General features: G+C 63.0%; 14 protein-coding genes and 1 pseudogene. 10 read left to right on the top strand and 5 right to left on the bottom strand.

The annotated features are described in order from the left end of the window. Positions 1-118: 118 nt before the first annotated feature. The 3 genes and pseudogenes from E8A46_RS07775 to E8A46_RS07785 all read left to right on the top strand — a co-directional run. Positions 119-1,090, top strand: a complete 972-nt coding sequence (locus E8A46_RS07775; protein WP_291559205.1) for an ABC transporter substrate-binding protein — start codon at positions 119-121, stop codon at positions 1,088-1,090. Further along, the gene (locus E8A46_RS07780) at positions 1,087-2,070 is read left to right on the top strand and encodes an ABC transporter substrate-binding protein (RefSeq protein ID WP_291559206.1); all 984 of its coding nucleotides are present in this window, start codon (positions 1,087-1,089) and stop codon (positions 2,068-2,070) included. The genes E8A46_RS07775 and E8A46_RS07780 overlap by 4 nt, the downstream gene beginning before the upstream one ends. Positions 2,071-2,144: 74 nt before the next feature. Continuing rightward, a pseudogene (locus E8A46_RS07785) lies at positions 2,145-3,029 on the top strand (ABC transporter substrate-binding protein); the annotation flags it as partial. Positions 3,030-3,068: 39 nt separating this feature from the next. On the opposite strand, the gene E8A46_RS07790 reads toward E8A46_RS07785, so the two are convergent. Beyond that, complete coding sequence (locus E8A46_RS07790; protein ID WP_291559207.1) at positions 3,069-4,613, bottom strand: malonyl-CoA synthase; 1,545 nt, start codon at positions 4,611-4,613, stop codon at positions 3,069-3,071. Positions 4,614-4,719: 106 nt separating this feature from the next. Between E8A46_RS07790 and E8A46_RS07795 the strand changes: the two genes are divergently transcribed. From E8A46_RS07795 to E8A46_RS07810, 4 genes are all read left to right on the top strand, one after another. Further along, on the top strand, positions 4,720-5,481 hold the full coding sequence (locus tag E8A46_RS07795) for an SDR family oxidoreductase (protein WP_291559208.1): 762 nt from the start codon (positions 4,720-4,722) through the stop codon (positions 5,479-5,481). 346 nt (positions 5,482-5,827) lie between these two features. Further along, positions 5,828-6,382 (top strand): fasciclin domain-containing protein, encoded by a 555-nt coding sequence (locus E8A46_RS07800; protein WP_291559209.1) that lies wholly within the window; start codon positions 5,828-5,830, stop codon positions 6,380-6,382. 182 nt (positions 6,383-6,564) lie between these two features. Then, positions 6,565-7,197: a cytochrome b/b6 domain-containing protein gene (locus E8A46_RS07805; RefSeq protein ID WP_291559210.1), complete on the top strand. Its 633-nt coding sequence runs from the start codon at positions 6,565-6,567 to the stop codon at positions 7,195-7,197. Positions 7,198-7,219: 22 nt separating this feature from the next. Continuing rightward, positions 7,220-8,005: a molybdopterin-binding protein gene (locus E8A46_RS07810; RefSeq protein ID WP_291559211.1), complete on the top strand. Its 786-nt coding sequence runs from the start codon at positions 7,220-7,222 to the stop codon at positions 8,003-8,005. A gap of 10 nt (positions 8,006-8,015) precedes the next feature. Here E8A46_RS07810 and E8A46_RS07815 read toward each other — a convergent pair whose 3' ends face one another. Further along, positions 8,016-9,212 carry a YbfB/YjiJ family MFS transporter gene (locus tag E8A46_RS07815; protein WP_291559212.1) on the bottom strand — a complete coding sequence of 399 codons (1,197 nt, stop codon included), beginning with the start codon at positions 9,210-9,212 and terminating at the stop codon, positions 8,016-8,018. A gap of 272 nt (positions 9,213-9,484) precedes the next feature. Here E8A46_RS07815 and leuB point away from each other — a divergent pair, with 272 nt between their 5' ends. Beyond that, entirely contained in the window at positions 9,485-10,597 is a 1,113-nt protein-coding gene (gene leuB / locus E8A46_RS07820) for a 3-isopropylmalate dehydrogenase (RefSeq protein WP_291559213.1), read from the top strand. A 171-nt stretch (positions 10,598-10,768) separates the two neighbouring features. On the opposite strand, the gene E8A46_RS07825 is transcribed toward leuB, so the two are convergent. Continuing rightward, on the bottom strand, positions 10,769-11,191 hold the full coding sequence (locus E8A46_RS07825) for a hypothetical protein (protein ID WP_291559214.1): 423 nt from the start codon (positions 11,189-11,191) through the stop codon (positions 10,769-10,771). 159 nt (positions 11,192-11,350) lie between these two features. Beyond that, entirely contained in the window at positions 11,351-12,160 is an 810-nt protein-coding gene (locus E8A46_RS07830) for a hypothetical protein (protein ID WP_291559215.1), read from the bottom strand. Positions 12,161-12,300: 140 nt separating this feature from the next. Between E8A46_RS07830 and E8A46_RS07835 the strand changes: the two genes are divergently transcribed. Further along, positions 12,301-13,335, top strand: coding sequence for an aspartate-semialdehyde dehydrogenase (locus E8A46_RS07835; protein ID WP_291559216.1), 1,035 nt, complete (start codon positions 12,301-12,303; stop codon positions 13,333-13,335). Between the two features lie 120 nt (positions 13,336-13,455). After that, on the top strand, positions 13,456-14,010 hold the full coding sequence (locus E8A46_RS07840) for a TIGR00645 family protein (RefSeq protein WP_291559217.1): 555 nt from the start codon (positions 13,456-13,458) through the stop codon (positions 14,008-14,010). On the opposite strand, the gene E8A46_RS07845 is transcribed toward E8A46_RS07840, so the two are convergent. After that, complete coding sequence (locus tag E8A46_RS07845; RefSeq protein WP_291559218.1) at positions 14,011-14,667, bottom strand: carbonic anhydrase; 657 nt, start codon at positions 14,665-14,667, stop codon at positions 14,011-14,013. Positions 14,668-14,782 lie beyond the last annotated feature (115 nt).

A 14,782-nucleotide genomic window follows, 5' to 3' on the forward strand; every position in this document is an offset into this window, starting at 1 on the left:
CAGGGACCGGTTCACGTTCCATCAAGTTGCTATAAACGCACAACGATCCGCGTCGTTGTAATCCGCCGCGATTTGGATGAGTGTCGCCTCGGCGCAGGACGCTGGTTGGGACATCAGAATGAAACGGCGGGAGTTCATCAGGCTTGCCGGAGCGGCGGCGGCGAGTGTGCCGCTGGCGGCGCGGGCGCAGCAGAAGCTTCCGACCATCGGGTTTCTAAGCGTCAGCACACCCACGGCCTGGCGGCATTTTGTCGTCGCTTTCGAGCAGCGCCTTCGCGAACTCGGCTGGATCGACGGCCGCACCGTTACGATCGAATATCGCTGGGCGGAGGGACGAGGCGAGCGGTTCGCGGAAATATCGGCTGAGTTCGTCCGGTTGAAAGTCGACGTCATCGTGGCCGGGGGCGGCGCGGTGCTCGCTGCCATGCATGCGACCTCGGTGATTCCGATCGTCTTCACCTTGGCTAACGATCCGGTCGGTGCCGGTCTCGTCGCAAGCCTGTCGCGGCCGGGCGGCAACGTCACCGGATTGTCGCTCCAGGGTCCGGATATCGCCAGCAAGCGGTTGGGACTCATGCGCGAGGCGCTCCCCGATTTGCGGCGGCTCGCGGTGATCGCAAATCCGGCCTCGCCCCAGGCGGCCAGCGAGCTGAACGAGGTTCAGACGTTGGCGCGCGCCGCCGGCATCGAGCCTTCCGCATTGGAGATTCGGCGCGCCGAGGAATTCGCGCCCGCTATCGAGACGCTCAAGGGCCGTAGCGACGCGCTTTATGCCTGTGCCGATGCTCTGGTTGGCGCCAATTCAGCACGCATCAATGCGTTGGCGCTGGCAGCGGGCCTTCCCACGATGCTTTATGCGAGGGAGTATCTCGAAGGCGGTGGTTTCATGTCTTATGGGCCGAACGTCCCGGACCTGTTTCGGCGCTCCGCCGATTTTGTGGACAAGATTCTCCGAGGGACGAAGCCGGGCGATATCCCGGTCGAGCAGCCGAGCAGGCTTGAGCTCGTCGCCAATCTCAAGGCCGCCAACACGCTCGGGCTGATGGTACCCGCGACGCTGCTCGCCCGCGCCGACGAGGTGATCGAATGAAGCGTCGGCTGTTTCTGGCATGGCTCGGCGGCGCGGCGGCAAGCCTGCCGATCATGGCGCGTGCGCAGCCATCGACGACGCCGGTGATCGGATTCCTCGGCAGCGGCATTCCAGCCGATCAGGTTAGCCTGGTGGCCGCGACCCGCGACGGCCTCAAGGAGGCGGGTTTCATCGAGGGCCAGAACCTGGCGATCGAATATCGGTGGGCGGAAGGAAAATATGACCGGCTGCCGGGGCTTGCGGCGGAACTGGTCGACCGTCGCGTCGCCCTGATCGTGGCGGCCGGCGGCAGCGATCCCGGCCGCGCGGCCAAGGGCGCCACATCCACCATTCCAATCGTTTTCGTCAGCGCCGCCGATCCGATCAGAGCCGGTCTCGTTGCCAGCCTCAATCGACCCGAGGGCAATGTCACCGGCATCAACCTGATCGGCGCGACGCTGGAGGCCAAGAGGCTCGAACTGCTGCACGAGATGATGCCGCAGGCCTCGATTCTCGGCGTCCTGATCAATCCAAAATATCCGGAAGCCAAGACGCAGGCGCAGGAAGTCGAGGAGGCCAGGGCTCGGCTCGGGGTGGCGCTGATCGTGCGCAATGCCAGTACCGAACAGGAAGTCGCGGCCGCCTTCGACGCCTTTGTCCAGCAGAAGGCCGCCGCCGTGCTGGCCTGCAACGATCCGTTCTTCGGTTCCTACCGCGAGCGGCTGGCGTCGCTGGCGTTGCGCCACAAGCTGCCGGCGATGTCGTTTCGTCGCGAGTTTGCGGAAGTCGGCGGCCTTCTCAGCTATGGAGCGCATTTTGCGGAAGGGTATCGTCAGGCCGGCGTCTATGCCGGCAGGATCTTGAAAGGCGCCAAGACAACCGATCTTCCGGTGATGCAGCCGACGAAATTCGAGATGGTCGTCAATCTCAAGACCGCCAGGGCGATCGGGCTAACGATTTCCGAATCGTTCCTGCTCCGCGCCGACGAGGTGATCGAATGAGGCGGCGTGAGTTTATCACGCTTATCGGCGGCGCGGCGGCAAGTGTGCCGCTCGCGGCGCGCGCGCAGTCGACGATGCCGGTCATCGGATTTCTCAGCCCGCGGTCGCCTGACGAGAGCGCAGAGCTCGTGGCTGCGTTCCGTCGGGGATTGGCGGAAACCGGCGCGGTCGAAGGTCGGAATCTTGCTGTCGAATACCGTTGGGCGTTAGGTGACTATGATCGCCTGCCGACGCTGGCGACCGAACTCGTGCGCCGACCGGTCGCTGTGCTCGTCTCGGTCGGCGGCGAACCTGCTGCACTGGCAGCCAAGGCCGCGACCGCAACGATTCCGATCGTCGCCGTTTTTATCGATGATCCGGTCGAACGTGGACTGGTTGCGAGTCTCAACCGGCCCGGGGGCAACGTCACCGGGATAAGCGGCCTCAACGGCACCCTGGAAGCCAAGCGGTTGGGCTTGTTACGTGAGTTAGCACCACAAGCAACAACGCTCGGTTTCCTCCTGAACCCGACCTTCCCTGCGGCTTCGCGTCAATCGCGAGCTATGCAGGAGGCCGCGCGCGCCATCGGCGTGCAGCTTCATATTTTTAACGCTGGGACCGATCCCGAAATCGAAACGGCATTCCAAACGATTGCGCAGCAGCGTATCCCCGGCCTCGTGGTAGCCGCCGACACGCTGTTCGTCACGCACCGCGACCGACTCGTGGCTTTGGCCACGCGGTACGCGGTCCCGGCCATATATAGTTTGCGCGAGTTTGCTGTTTTGGGCGGCTTGATGAGCTACGGTATCGATCTGCCGGACTTGTATCGCTACATTGGCGTTTACGCCGGTCGAATTCTCAAGGGGACCAAGCCTGCCGATTTACCGGTCGTGCAGCCAACCAAATTCGAGTTGGTGATCAATCTTAAGACTGCCAAGGCCCTCGGCCTGACTATTCCTCCCGGCGTGCTTGCAGTCGCCGATGAGGTCATTGAATACGGCGGTGCACTGGGCGCCCGCTCACTTCGCCTTGGCGTAAATATCCGCATAAGTATCGCGCAAGATATTCTTCTGCACCTTGCCCATGGCGTTGCGCGGCAGTTCGTTGACCACGAACACCCGCTTCGGCATCTTGAACTTTGCCAATCGTCCGTCCAGTGCCTTCAGCACGGAAATCTCATCGATGGACGCGCCCTTGTCGCATACAAGCACGGCGGTGACGCCCTCGCCGAAATCGGCATGCGGCACGCCGATCACGGCGGATTCGATCACGCCCGGCATGGCGTCGATCTCGCTCTCGATTTCCTTGGGGTAGACGTTGAAGCCGCCGGAAATCACCAGATCCTTGCCGCGGCCGAGAATGTGCACATAGCCCTTGGCGTCGATCTTGCCGAGATCGCCGGTGATGAAGAAGCCGTCGTCACGGAACTCGGCCTTGGTCTTCTCCGGCATCCGCCAGTAGCCCTTGAAGACGTTGGGGCCCTTGACCTCGATCATCCCGATCGCATCGCGGGCCAACTCTTGGCCGGTTTCCGGATCGGTGACGCGCACCGAGACGCCGGGCAAGGGATGGCCGACCGCGCCGGCGACGCGCTCGCCGTCATACGGATTGGAGGTGTTCATATTGGTCTCGGTCATGCCGTAGCGTTCGAGCACGGCGTGACCGGTGCGTGCAAACCATTCGCGATGGGTATCGGCGAGCAGCGGCGCCGAGCCCGAAACGAACAGCCGCATGTGTTTGGTGGATTCCTTGTTCAGCGCCGGGCTTTGCAGCAGCCGCGTGTAGAAAGTCGGCACGCCCATCAGCACGGTGGCGCGCGCCATCAGCTTGATGATCGCTTCCGGATCGAATTTCGGCAGGAAGATCATCGAGGCGCGGGCGAACAGCGTGACGTTGCTCGCCACGAACAGACCGTGGGTGTGATAGATCGGCAGCGCGTGGATCAGGACGTCCTTGTCGGTGAAGCGCCAGTAGTCGACCAGCGACAATGAATTCGACGCGAGGTTATCGTGCGTCAGCATCGCGCCCTTGGAACGTCCCGTGGTTCCCGAGGTGTAGAGAATGGCCGCCAAGTCATCGTCGGCGCGGGGAACGGTTGCGAATTCCGGTTTCGCGCTGGCGGCGGCCGCCGTCAGCGAACCGTTGCCGTCTGGCCCGAGCGTTTCGACCCGGGCGCCAACCTTCGCCGCGATCGCGCCGATGCCTTCGGCCTTCGACGGGTCGCACACCACCAGTGAGGGCTCGGCGTCGGTGATGAAATATTCCAGCTCGTTCAGCGTGTAGGCGGTGTTGAGCGGCAGATACACCGCGCCGGCGCGCACCGTGGCGAGATAGAGTACCAGGCCCGGCACCGATTTTTCGGTTTGGGCGGCGACCCGATCGCCGGGCTTGACGCCGCGATCAGCCAGCACATTCGCCATCTGCCCGGCGCGGGAAATCAGGTCGCCATAGCTGATGCGCGCGCCGTCGATGGTTTCGATGGCGAGGCGGCCCGGATCGTCAAGGCCATCGAACAGGCGGCAAAACAGGTTGGCGTTCACTGTGGTTTTGGGGGGCGCATTCATGCATCATTCCGGTGGGCGGGTGCGGTCCGACCGGGCCGCATAATCTCGTCATCTCAAGGGTTTCAATAGCAAAGTCGCCCCGCACAAAGCAACGGAGACGGTTTGCATGTCAAATAACGGGAAACGTGTGGCCTGGGTGACCGGCGGCGGCAGCGGGATCGGCGAGGCCGGGGCGGAATCGCTCGCCGCCGACGGCTGGACCGTGGTGGTTTCGGGCCGCCGCAAGCAGGCCCTGGACACCGTGGTGGCGAAGATCGCCGGGGCCGGCGGCAAGGCCGAGGCGATCGCGCTCGATGTCAGCAGGAAAGCCGATGTCAACGAGGCGGCTGAACAAATTCTGGAGCGTCACGGCCGCATCGATCTTTTGGTCAACAGCGCCGGCATCAACGTGCCGAAGCGCAGCTGGGCCGATATGGAACTGGAAGGCTGGGACCGGCTGGTCGAGATCAATCTCAATGACGTGCTGTACTGCATGCGCGCGGTGCTGCCGGCGATGCGCGCGCAAAAGGATGGCTGCATCATCAACGTTGCATCCTGGGCCGGCCGTCACGTTTCGAAAATGCCGGGCCCCGCCTACACCACCACCAAGCATGCGGTGCTGGCGCTGACCCATTCGTTCAACATGGATGAATGCGTCAACGGCTTGCGCGCCTGTTGCCTGTCTCCCGGCGAGGTCGCGACGCCGATCCTGAAATTGCGGCCGGTGGTGCCGAGCGAGGAGGAGCAGGCGAAGATGCTGCAGCCGGAGGACCTCGGCCGCACCATCGCCTTCGTCGCCAGCATGCCGCCGCGGGTCTGCGTCAACGAGATCCTGATCAGTCCGACCTGGAACCGGGGTTTTGTGCAGACGCCGAACAATCGAGACTAGCAGCGGTCTCTCGCTGGTCGTCGCCGCGAACGCAGGGGACCCCATAACCCCGACTGAATCGATTTTGCGAGCTGGTGTGACGATCCGCTCCAACAACCCGCGCCGGTGGTTATGGATCCCGGCTCGCGCTCGCGCTGCTCGCTTGGCCGGGACGACGCGCCAGGCCCACGTTCGTCGCCGCGAAAAGTTTCAAACCGGCGAAAATTTATTCCCTGAAACCACGCCCAGGACCTCCCGTAACTCGGCCAACGGCGACGCAGTCAACCCAACGGTCGGCCAGCGTCGTTGTTGCCCCTCATCGCCGGCGGAGATCCGCCGGTCACGCCATCAATCGGGAGACGTTTCCATGTCCAAGCGTATTGCACTGTTATCCGCCGCCGCGTTCGGCGCCCTTGCCCTCACCGCCACCATCGTCGCGCCCGTCAGCGCGCAGGAGAAGACCGTGATGGTCGGCGGCGCCGCGATGTTCCCCTCCAAGAACATCATCCAGAATGCCGTGAATTCCAAGGATCACACCACGCTGGTGGCGGCGGTGAAGGCCGCGGGCCTCGTCGACACGCTGGAAGGCAAGGGTCCGTTCACGGTCTTCGCGCCGACCAATGCCGCGTTCGGCAAGCTGCCGGCCGGTACCGTCGACACCCTGGTGAAGCCCGAGAACAAGGCTACCCTGTCCAAAATCCTGACCTATCATGTGGTCCCGGGCAAGCTCGAGGCTTCCGACCTGACCGACGGCAAGAAGCTCAAGACCGTCGAAGGCGAAGAGCTGACCGTGAAGAAGGCGGACGGCAAGGTGATGATCGTCGATGCCAAGGGCGGGTCGTCGACCGTCACCATCTCCAACGTCAACCAGTCGAACGGCGTGATCCATGTGGTCGACACCGTCCTGATGCCGGCGTCGTAACACCCCCCGCGTGTCCTGATTGCATCCCCATCGGGACAGGCGGCGCGAGCCGGGGAAGCCCGGCTCGCTTTTTTGTGACCGCCAGGCCCGGCCTGCTTCAATCCGATCAGACGCATGGCAGTAACGAAGTGCCGGTTTTCGGCGTATATGGGGGTAGTCAACTTTTCAGCGATGGGATCGCCATGTCCAGCCTTGCCGCCAGCAACGAACGCACCGTACCGGCCACAACCAAGGTCATTCAGCCGGCGTGGGTCCGGACCATGCATTGGATCAATGCGGTAGCGATCATCCTGATGATCATGTCGGGATGGCAGATCTACAACGCCTCGCCGCTGTTTGATTCTCTCAAATTTTCGCGCTCGATCACGCTCGGCGGCTGGCTGGGCGGCGCGCTGCTGTGGCATTTCGCGGCGATGTGGCTGTTGATGGTCAATGGTCTCGTCTATCTTCTGATGGGCATTGCAACCGGGCGCTTCAAAAGGAAGCTGCTGCCGATCACCCCGGGCGGCGTGGTCTCGGATGCCAAAGCGGCGCTGACCGGCAAGCTGTCGCATGACGATCTGACCAAATACAATCAGGTGCAGAAGCTGCTCTATGCCGGCATCATCGTCGTCGGTGTCGTTATCGTGCTGTCCGGACTGTCGATCTGGAAACCCGTGCAGTTGCAGTGGCTGACGGCGCTGTTCGGTGGCTATGATGCCGCGCGCTATGTCCACTTTATTTGCATGTCGGCGATCGTCGCGTTCCTGGCGGTTCACGTCGCCCTGGCGGTGCTGGTGCCGAAAAGCCTGCGCGCCATGGTCATCGGCCGCTAAACAAACTTACAGGAGACAAATCATGGGCAGACTTCGCAAGCTTCTGATCCCGGGCGTCGACAAGCAATTGCTGGTCCGGGACGCCACCAAGGTGATGCCGGATCCGGTGCGCCGGCGCTTTATTACCGGCGGTGCAAGCTTTGGGGCGTTGACGCTTCTGACCGGCTGCAACGTCCTGGACAGTTCTTCCGCCGAAGAAATGCTGAAGAAGGTCTCGAAGTTCAACGACGCCGTGCAGGCCTTTATCTTCAATCCCGATGCGCTGGCGCCGACCTTCCCGGAAAGCGCGATCACCAAGCCGTTCCCGTTCAATGCCTATTACGAACTCGACGACGCGCCCGAGATCGATGGCAAGGACTGGAAGTTCGAGGTGCGCGGTCTGGTCGACAACAAGAAATCATGGACGCTGGAAGAGCTCTACAAGCTGCCGCAGGTCAAGCAGGTGACGCGCCACATCTGCGTCGAGGGCTGGAGCGCGATCGGGAGCTGGACCGGCACGCCGCTGCGCGACTTTCTCAAGCTGGTTGGCGCCGATACGAGCGCGAAATATTGTTGGTTCCAGTGCGCCGACAAGGAGGGCTACAACTCACCGTTGGATATGCGCACCGCGCTGCATCCGCAGACCCAGATGACCTTCAAATTCGGCGATGAAATCTTGCCGCGGGCCTATGGCTTTCCGATGAAGATCCGGGTGCCGACCAAGCTCGGCTTCAAGAATCCGAAATACGTGATTTCGATGGAAGTCACCAACGACTACAAAGGCGGCTACTGGGAAGACCAGGGGTATAATTCGTTCAGCGGGAGCTAGGTTGCTTGGCTCAGCGTGGGGCGTTCGGCTTTAGTCTCCTTTGAAACGCTGCGGCGACCGCGCCCAGCGCCAGCATCAAAGCCGAGACATTCAAGGCATAGGACAGGCTGCCAAACGCGTCGGTGACGGCGCCGACCGCGGTCGGTCCCAGGGTCTGGCCTATTCCGAACGCGATGGTCATCGCCGCAATTCCCTTCGGCCATGCCGCGGGCGGATAGTTGAAACGCACAAAGGCGGTGGTCGATCCCACGATTGCAAAGAAGGAAACACCGAACACCAGCGCCGAAACCGCGAGCCAGAGCGCCGAATGCCCGAGCAGCGGCAGGGCGGCGCCGACTGCGTTGACGCCAAGGATAATTGCGGTGGACAGGCCGCCGCTGTTGCGCGCCAGCACGCCTCGCCACACCCATGGCGTTGCGAACGCGCTCACGCCGATCAGGCACCAGAACGCGCTCTGCGCCGCCGCGCCGCCGCCGGCATCGCGCACATAGGCAATCATGAAGGTCATGTAGGCGATGTATCCCGCACCGAACAGAAAATAGCCGGCGAGATAGATCAGTATCGGCCGAAGCGCGAATTCGCCGGATGCCGCGGCGGCGATGCCGGCCTTGGTATCGAGCGGCGTCAGCAACAGCGGGATGGTCAGGGCGATGGCGAGCAGCGTCATCGCCCACCATACGATCCACCACGATCCCGGGCCGAAAGCCTGCAGCACGAAGGGCGCGACCAGCCCCGAGGCCAGGATGCCGAGCCCGGTCCCGGCGTAGAACAGGCTGAGCAGAAAATTCGCCCGCGCGGGTTGTGCTTGCGCGATCAGGGCGGCCAGCGCTGCGGCGGCGACGAAGGCGGCCGCGGCCCCGAATCCGGCGAGCAAACGCGCGAAACTCAAAATGACAAAACCGCCTGACAGCGCGCAGAGCGCCAGCGACAGCAGAGAAGCCAGGGTTCCCCAGCGCACGGCGGCCGATAACCCGAAGCGCTTGATCAGTTTCGCCGCCATCAGGGCGCCGGCCAGATAGCCCGCGGCGTTGATGGTGTTCATGAAGCCGGCGGCGGAATAGGACCAGCCCAGCGTATCGCGCATGTCCGGCAGCACCAGCGAATAGGCGAAGCGGCCGATGCCGAGCCCCACGGTGGGGGCCAGCGAGAGAATGAGTATCAGCCGCGCGGGATGCGCAGGTGGCGGCGAAGGGTCGGGGCTTTTCACGGGATTCTCCGGCGGGGCGCGCATTCTGGCAGGCCGCGCGGCGATTGCACAGGCGCAGCCCCGGCAATGGTGTCTTGCCATCGGCGCAACGCCGCTTTAGCACTCCGCTTCCGCCGTCACTCCGGGGCGCGCGCCAGCGCGAACCCGGAATCTATCTCACCGCAGGATTCCGGATCGCCTCGCGGAAGCCTGTCATTGGGCCGGCCGACGGCCGGACCCGGTGGCTCGGCGTCCGGAATGACGAGTCGAGAATTCACAACAAGGACCTTCCCATGGCGACCCATAAACTGCTGCTTCTCCCCGGCGACGGCATCGGCCCCGAAGTGATGGCGGAGGTGAAGCGCCTGATCGACTGGCTCAACGCGCAAGGAATCGCTCATTTTGCCACCGAGCAGGGCCTGGTCGGCGGCGCCGCCTATGACGCGAGCAAGCTTGCGATCACGGATGCGACCATGGCGCAGGCAGGTGCTGCCGACGCCGTGATCTTCGGCGCGGTCGGCGGCCCGAAGTGGGACAGCGTTCCCTATGAGGCGCGCCCCGAAGCCGGGCTATTGCGCCTGCGCAAGGACCTCGGCCTGTTCGCGAACCTGCGCCCCGCGGTCTGCTATCCCGCGCTCGCGGACGCTTCGAGCCTGAAGCGTGAGGTGGTCGAGGGCCTCGACATCATGATCGTGCGCGAGCTCACCGGTGGAGTGTATTTCGGCGAACCCAAGACCATCACCGATCTCGGCAATGGCCAGAAGCGCGCCATCGATACCCAAGTCTACGACACCTACGAGATCGAGCGCATCGCCCGCGTCGCGTTCGATCTGGCGCGCAAGCGCCGCAACAAGGTGACATCGATGGAAAAGCGCAACGTGATGAAATCCGGCGTGCTCTGGAACGAGGTCGTCACGCAGGTGCATGCGCGCGAATACAAGGATGTGCAGCTCGAGCACCAGCTCGCCGACTCAGGCGGCATGAATCTGGTGAAATGGCCGAAGCAGTTCGACGTCATCGTGACCGACAATCTGTTCGGCGACATGCTGTCGGATATCGCCGCGATGCTGACCGGCTCGCTCGGCATGCTGCCGTCGGCCTCGCTCGGCGAGGTCGATGTCAAAACCAAAAAGCGAAAGGCGTTGTTTGAGCCGGTGCACGGCTCGGCGCCCGATATCGCGGGCAAGGGTCTGGCCAATCCGATCGCGATGATCGCCTCGTTTGGAATGGCGCTGCGCTATTCCTTCGATATGGGCGCGCTTGCCGACAAGGTGGATACCGCGATCGCCGCGGTGCTCGCGCACGGCCTGCGCACCGCCGACATCAAGTCCGAGGGCACCACAGCGGTGTCGACCGCGCAGATGGGCGAGGCGATTTTGAAGGAATTGCAGGCGCTGCACGCCTGAGCAGACGAAAGAGGTTCATGGTCGTCGCCGCGAACGCGGGGACCCATACGCCGGGAAATCTCGTTTGGTTACAGTGGTCGAGGCCTTTGGCCATAACCGACGCCTGTGGTTATGGGTCCCTGCGTTTGCAGGGACGACTCGGAGCTAGCGCAGCGATTGTCGCGCCGTTCGCTACTGCGGGATCGGGAAGCGCTGCGGATAGCCGCCCATGTCCGACGGCGGGTTGAGCGGCTGGCGGTCGATCGGGCGATTGTTGTTCTCGCGCGCGAACGATGGGTAGCCATTCTCCGGCGGAAACGCGTAGTCGGTGAATTTGCGGTCGCCGGGCAGTACCTCGACGCCGGCGTCAAGCCAGGAGCGCTTGGTGACGTAAATCCGGGTGTGCGGACCCTGCTGATAGGACACGTTGGGTCCGTTCGGCCCGTAGTAGTGACGGCCGCGGTCGTCATATTGACGCTTGGCCTGCTGCTTCTGGGCGTTGGTTGGCGCCTGCGTCTGCGCACTGGCCGGCATCGTGTCGAAGCCGATCGCGACTAGGGCGACAGCGGCAAGCAGCACCGCCAGTTTGTTCGCAGCAGGAAGTTTGGGGGTCATCAGATCCTCATGGGGCGGGCAGGCCGCCATATTCGTTTCAGCGGCCATTCTAGCCGCAGGGCATGCCTTCACAAGGTCAATCGCGCCACACTGCGTCAGAATAATGCCGGAGCGGCGAAAAAGTCGCATGAAAACCAGCATCTTGGCTGGTGGCTCGATTCAAAGCGGGCCGCGCAGCCGGGGATTTTCAGCGCCCATCAGCCAGTCCGTCGCGACGGCCGGCGCAGCAGCAGTGGCGCAGCCGCCGCGCCGCAGTTCGGCGCGGGCGAATAACTCGGCCAGTTTCGGCTCATTTCCGGCCGAGAGCAGCGTCAGCCGGTTCAGCATGCAACCGATCGCGGCCCGCCGCGCTGCCAATCCGCTGGGCTGGCACGACCAGCCGGATAGTTGCAAGGCGGCATCGCCAAGACGTTTGAGAAAGCCAAGGCAGGACTTCGCGCCGCCCGGATCGTTGGTGAGCCGAAGCAGCGTCACCCGGCCGAACTTGCTGTCGACCACGCCGGCCGGCTCCAGCTCGCGCCCACCCCCGGCGTCCATCCGGGCGGCGATTTCGGCCTCCAACCAGGCTTCCGATGGGTTGAATTCCCCGCCGGGACGATAGATCTCAAGTTCCGCGACCGGCTTTTCGTCTTGCGGCCCCCAATGGAAAACGTCCTTGCGGCCGCCCTCGGGGTGTCGAAAAATCTCGTAAGTCTCTGATTTTTCATATAGATCAGGCGAGCTGACGGCAAAGGCCGGTCGCGAGCGCGATGCCAGACTCCAGCCCGGTCTGGCGGCCGGTCCGACAGCCACGGCCGTAGGCAATTCGTCCCATAGATGCACGCCGACCATGCCAAGCAAGGCCAGCGCACCTACATAGGCAATCAGGCGCGCCAGCGTGGCGCAGCATTCGTCGGCAAAGCTGGTCAGGGCCGGATGAATTCTCGCGTGGTAGTGTGGGTCGTCAGGGGTGGCCGAAAACGGTCGCATCAGATGCCCAGGCGCCGCTGAGCGCCGAGGGGCGGGGCTCAGGTCCAACGTTGTCTTGACGGCGTTTCTCGCATAGAAGCGCTGCCTCTTCCCTTTCCACCGCGGATCGGGGCGGGGCATTTTTCTTCGGAGAGTGAACGATGGGTTACAAAGTCGCGCTGGTCGGAGCGACCGGCAATGTCGGGCGGGAAATGCTCAACATTCTTGACGAACGCAAATTCCCGGCTGACGAGGTGGTGGCGCTGGCGTCACGCCGCAGCATGGGCGTCGAAGTCTCGTATGGCGACCGCACCCTGAAAGTCAAAGCGCTCGAGCATTACGACTTCAGCGATGTCGACATCTGCCTGATGTCGGCGGGTGGCGCGGTGTCGAAGGAATGGTCGCCGAAGATCGGCGCCGCCGGCGCGGTGGTGATCGACAATTCGTCGGCGTGGCGAATGGATCCGGACGTGCCGCTGATCGTGCCCGAAGTCAACGCGGATGCGGTCAAGGGCTTCGTCAAGAAGAACATCATCGCCAATCCGAACTGCTCGACCGCGCAGCTCGTGGTCGCGCTGAAGCCGCTGCATGACAAGGCGGTGATCAAGCGCGTCGTGGTCTCGACCTATCAATCGGTCTCGGGCGCCGGCAAGGACGCCATGGACGAGCTGTTTTCGCAGACCAAGGCGGTCTACACCAACAGCGAACTGATCAACAAGAAATTCCCCAAGCGTATCGCCTTCAACGTGATCCCCGAGATCGACGTGTTCATGGAGGACGGCTACACCAAGGAAGAGTGGAAGATGATGATGGAGACCAAGAAGATTCTTGATCCCAAAATCAAGCTGACCGCGACTTGCGTGCGGGTGCCGGTGTTCGTCGGCCATTCCGAAGCCGTCACCATCGAATTCGAAAATCCGATTTCGCCCGACGAGGCGCGCGACATCCTGCGCAATGCGCCGGGATGCCTCGTGATCGACAAGCATGAACCGGGCGGCTACGTCACACCCTACGAGGCCGCCGGCGAGGACGCCACCTACATCAGCCGCATCCGCGCCGATCCCACCGTGGACAACGGCCTGGTGCTGTGGTGCGTGTCGGACAATCTGCGCAAGGGTGCCGCGCTGAACGCGGTCCAGATCGCCGAATGCCTGATCAACCGCAAGCTGATCAGCGCCAAGAAAAAGGCGGCGTGAAAGCAAGGTCGGTTCTGATTGAATCAGAACCGACGCTCTAATTTTTGTTTTGACGCGTTTTCTTCACGCGAACCGGTATCCACTTCGCTCGGAAACGCTTTAGCAGGAGCCGGAACTGCGATGACCGAGCAACCGGCTCCTTATCGGCCGAACCCGACGCTGAAGCGCGTCGAGAGCGGATTCGAGAGTGTGATCTTCAACAGCCGCTGGCTGATGGCGCCGTTCTATTTCGGCCTCGTCGTCAGCCTGGCGGTGCTGTTGCTGAAATTCTGCATGCTGCTGTGGGAATTCATCGTGCATGCGCCGGGCTCCAAGGAGTCCGACATCATTCTCGGCGTGCTCAGCCTGATCGACGTGTCGCTGACCGGCAATCTGATCCTGATCGTGGTGTTTTCCGGCTACGAGAATTTTGTCTCGAAGATCGATCCCGGTGGCCATCCGGACTGGCCGGACTGGATGACCAAGGTCAATTTCGGCGGCTTGAAACAGAAGCTGCTGGCCTCGATCGTCGCGATTTCCGCGATCCAGGTGCTGAAGGCGTTCATGAACATCGATACCGTGTTCGAACCCGGCAAGCTGGCCTGGCTGGTCGGCGTGCACCTGGTGTTCGTGATCTCGGCGTTCATGCTTGCCCTGTCGGACCGCTGGAGCGGCGGCGACCACGGCGGCGAATAGCTATCCGCCGGCCTGCAGCATCTCCCTGACGCCGCGAAACTCCTTCGCAGCCGGGTCGAGCACGAACAGCGAGCCCTCGGCGACGCCGAAATAGGCGCCGTGCAAATTGAGCTCGCCGCGCGCGACCGCCGCCTGCACGAACGGAAACGTCGTCAGGTTCTCCAGGCTGCGGAACACGGCCGCCTTCTCGATCCGGACGGTGAAGTCAGCCATAGTCTCATGGTCGCGCTGCTCGACCTTCTCGCCCGGCTTGACGAACATCGACATCCAGCGGCCGATGAAGTCACCGGGCGACAGCGGCGCGTTATTGTCGATGAAGGCGCGGATGCCGCCGCATTGCGCATGGCCGAGCACCACGATGTGTTTGACGCGCAGCGCCCGGACCGCGTATTCGAGCGCCGCCGAAACGCCGTGCGCGCCGCCGTCCGGCGCATAGACCGGCACCAGGTTGGCGACGTTGCGCACCACGAACAATTCGCCGGGGCCGGCATCGAAGATCACCTCCGGCGACACCCGGGAATCGCAGCAACCGATCACCATCACTTCCGGGGCCTGGCCGCGCTCGGACAATTCGCGGTAGCGCGACTGCTCGGTCGGCAGCCGCTGCGAGGTGAAGGTTCGGTAGCCGTCAAGCAGATGTTGCGGGAATGGGGACATGCGAATTGCTAACCATAGGCTGCAAGCCGGAACAAGCCTTTCGGTCGAAAGCCTGAAATGTTAAAGCATGAGCCGCAACAGCGGGCACCGGTTTTTTCCGCGGGACAAACGTTGG

The organism is Bradyrhizobium sp., from assembly GCF_004799445.1.
Taxonomy (GTDB): domain Bacteria; phylum Pseudomonadota; class Alphaproteobacteria; order Rhizobiales; family Xanthobacteraceae; genus Bradyrhizobium.

Bases quoted from the DNA above. Each gene is read 5' to 3' on its own strand.
- E8A46_RS07840 (WP_291559217.1), top strand. From the start codon at position 13,456: ATGACCGAGCAACCGGCTCCTTATCGGCCGAACCCGACGCTGAAGCGC.
- E8A46_RS07830 (WP_291559215.1), bottom strand. From the start codon at position 12,160: ATGCGACCGTTTTCGGCCACCCCTGACGACCCACACTACCACGCGAGA.
- E8A46_RS07805 (WP_291559210.1), top strand. From the start codon at position 6,565: ATGTCCAGCCTTGCCGCCAGCAACGAACGCACCGTACCGGCCACAACC.
- leuB (WP_291559213.1), top strand. From the start codon at position 9,485: ATGGCGACCCATAAACTGCTGCTTCTCCCCGGCGACGGCATCGGCCCC.
- E8A46_RS07825 (WP_291559214.1), bottom strand. From the start codon at position 11,191: ATGACCCCCAAACTTCCTGCTGCGAACAAACTGGCGGTGCTGCTTGCC.
- E8A46_RS07795 (WP_291559208.1), top strand. From the start codon at position 4,720: ATGTCAAATAACGGGAAACGTGTGGCCTGGGTGACCGGCGGCGGCAGC.
- E8A46_RS07835 (WP_291559216.1), top strand. From the start codon at position 12,301: ATGGGTTACAAAGTCGCGCTGGTCGGAGCGACCGGCAATGTCGGGCGG.
- E8A46_RS07810 (WP_291559211.1), top strand. From the start codon at position 7,220: ATGGGCAGACTTCGCAAGCTTCTGATCCCGGGCGTCGACAAGCAATTG.
- E8A46_RS07845 (WP_291559218.1), bottom strand. From the start codon at position 14,667: ATGTCCCCATTCCCGCAACATCTGCTTGACGGCTACCGAACCTTCACC.
- E8A46_RS07800 (WP_291559209.1), top strand. From the start codon at position 5,828: ATGTCCAAGCGTATTGCACTGTTATCCGCCGCCGCGTTCGGCGCCCTT.
- E8A46_RS07790 (WP_291559207.1), bottom strand. From the start codon at position 4,613: ATGAATGCGCCCCCCAAAACCACAGTGAACGCCAACCTGTTTTGCCGC.
- E8A46_RS07780 (WP_291559206.1), top strand. From the start codon at position 1,087: ATGAAGCGTCGGCTGTTTCTGGCATGGCTCGGCGGCGCGGCGGCAAGC.
- E8A46_RS07775 (WP_291559205.1), top strand. From the start codon at position 119: ATGAAACGGCGGGAGTTCATCAGGCTTGCCGGAGCGGCGGCGGCGAGT.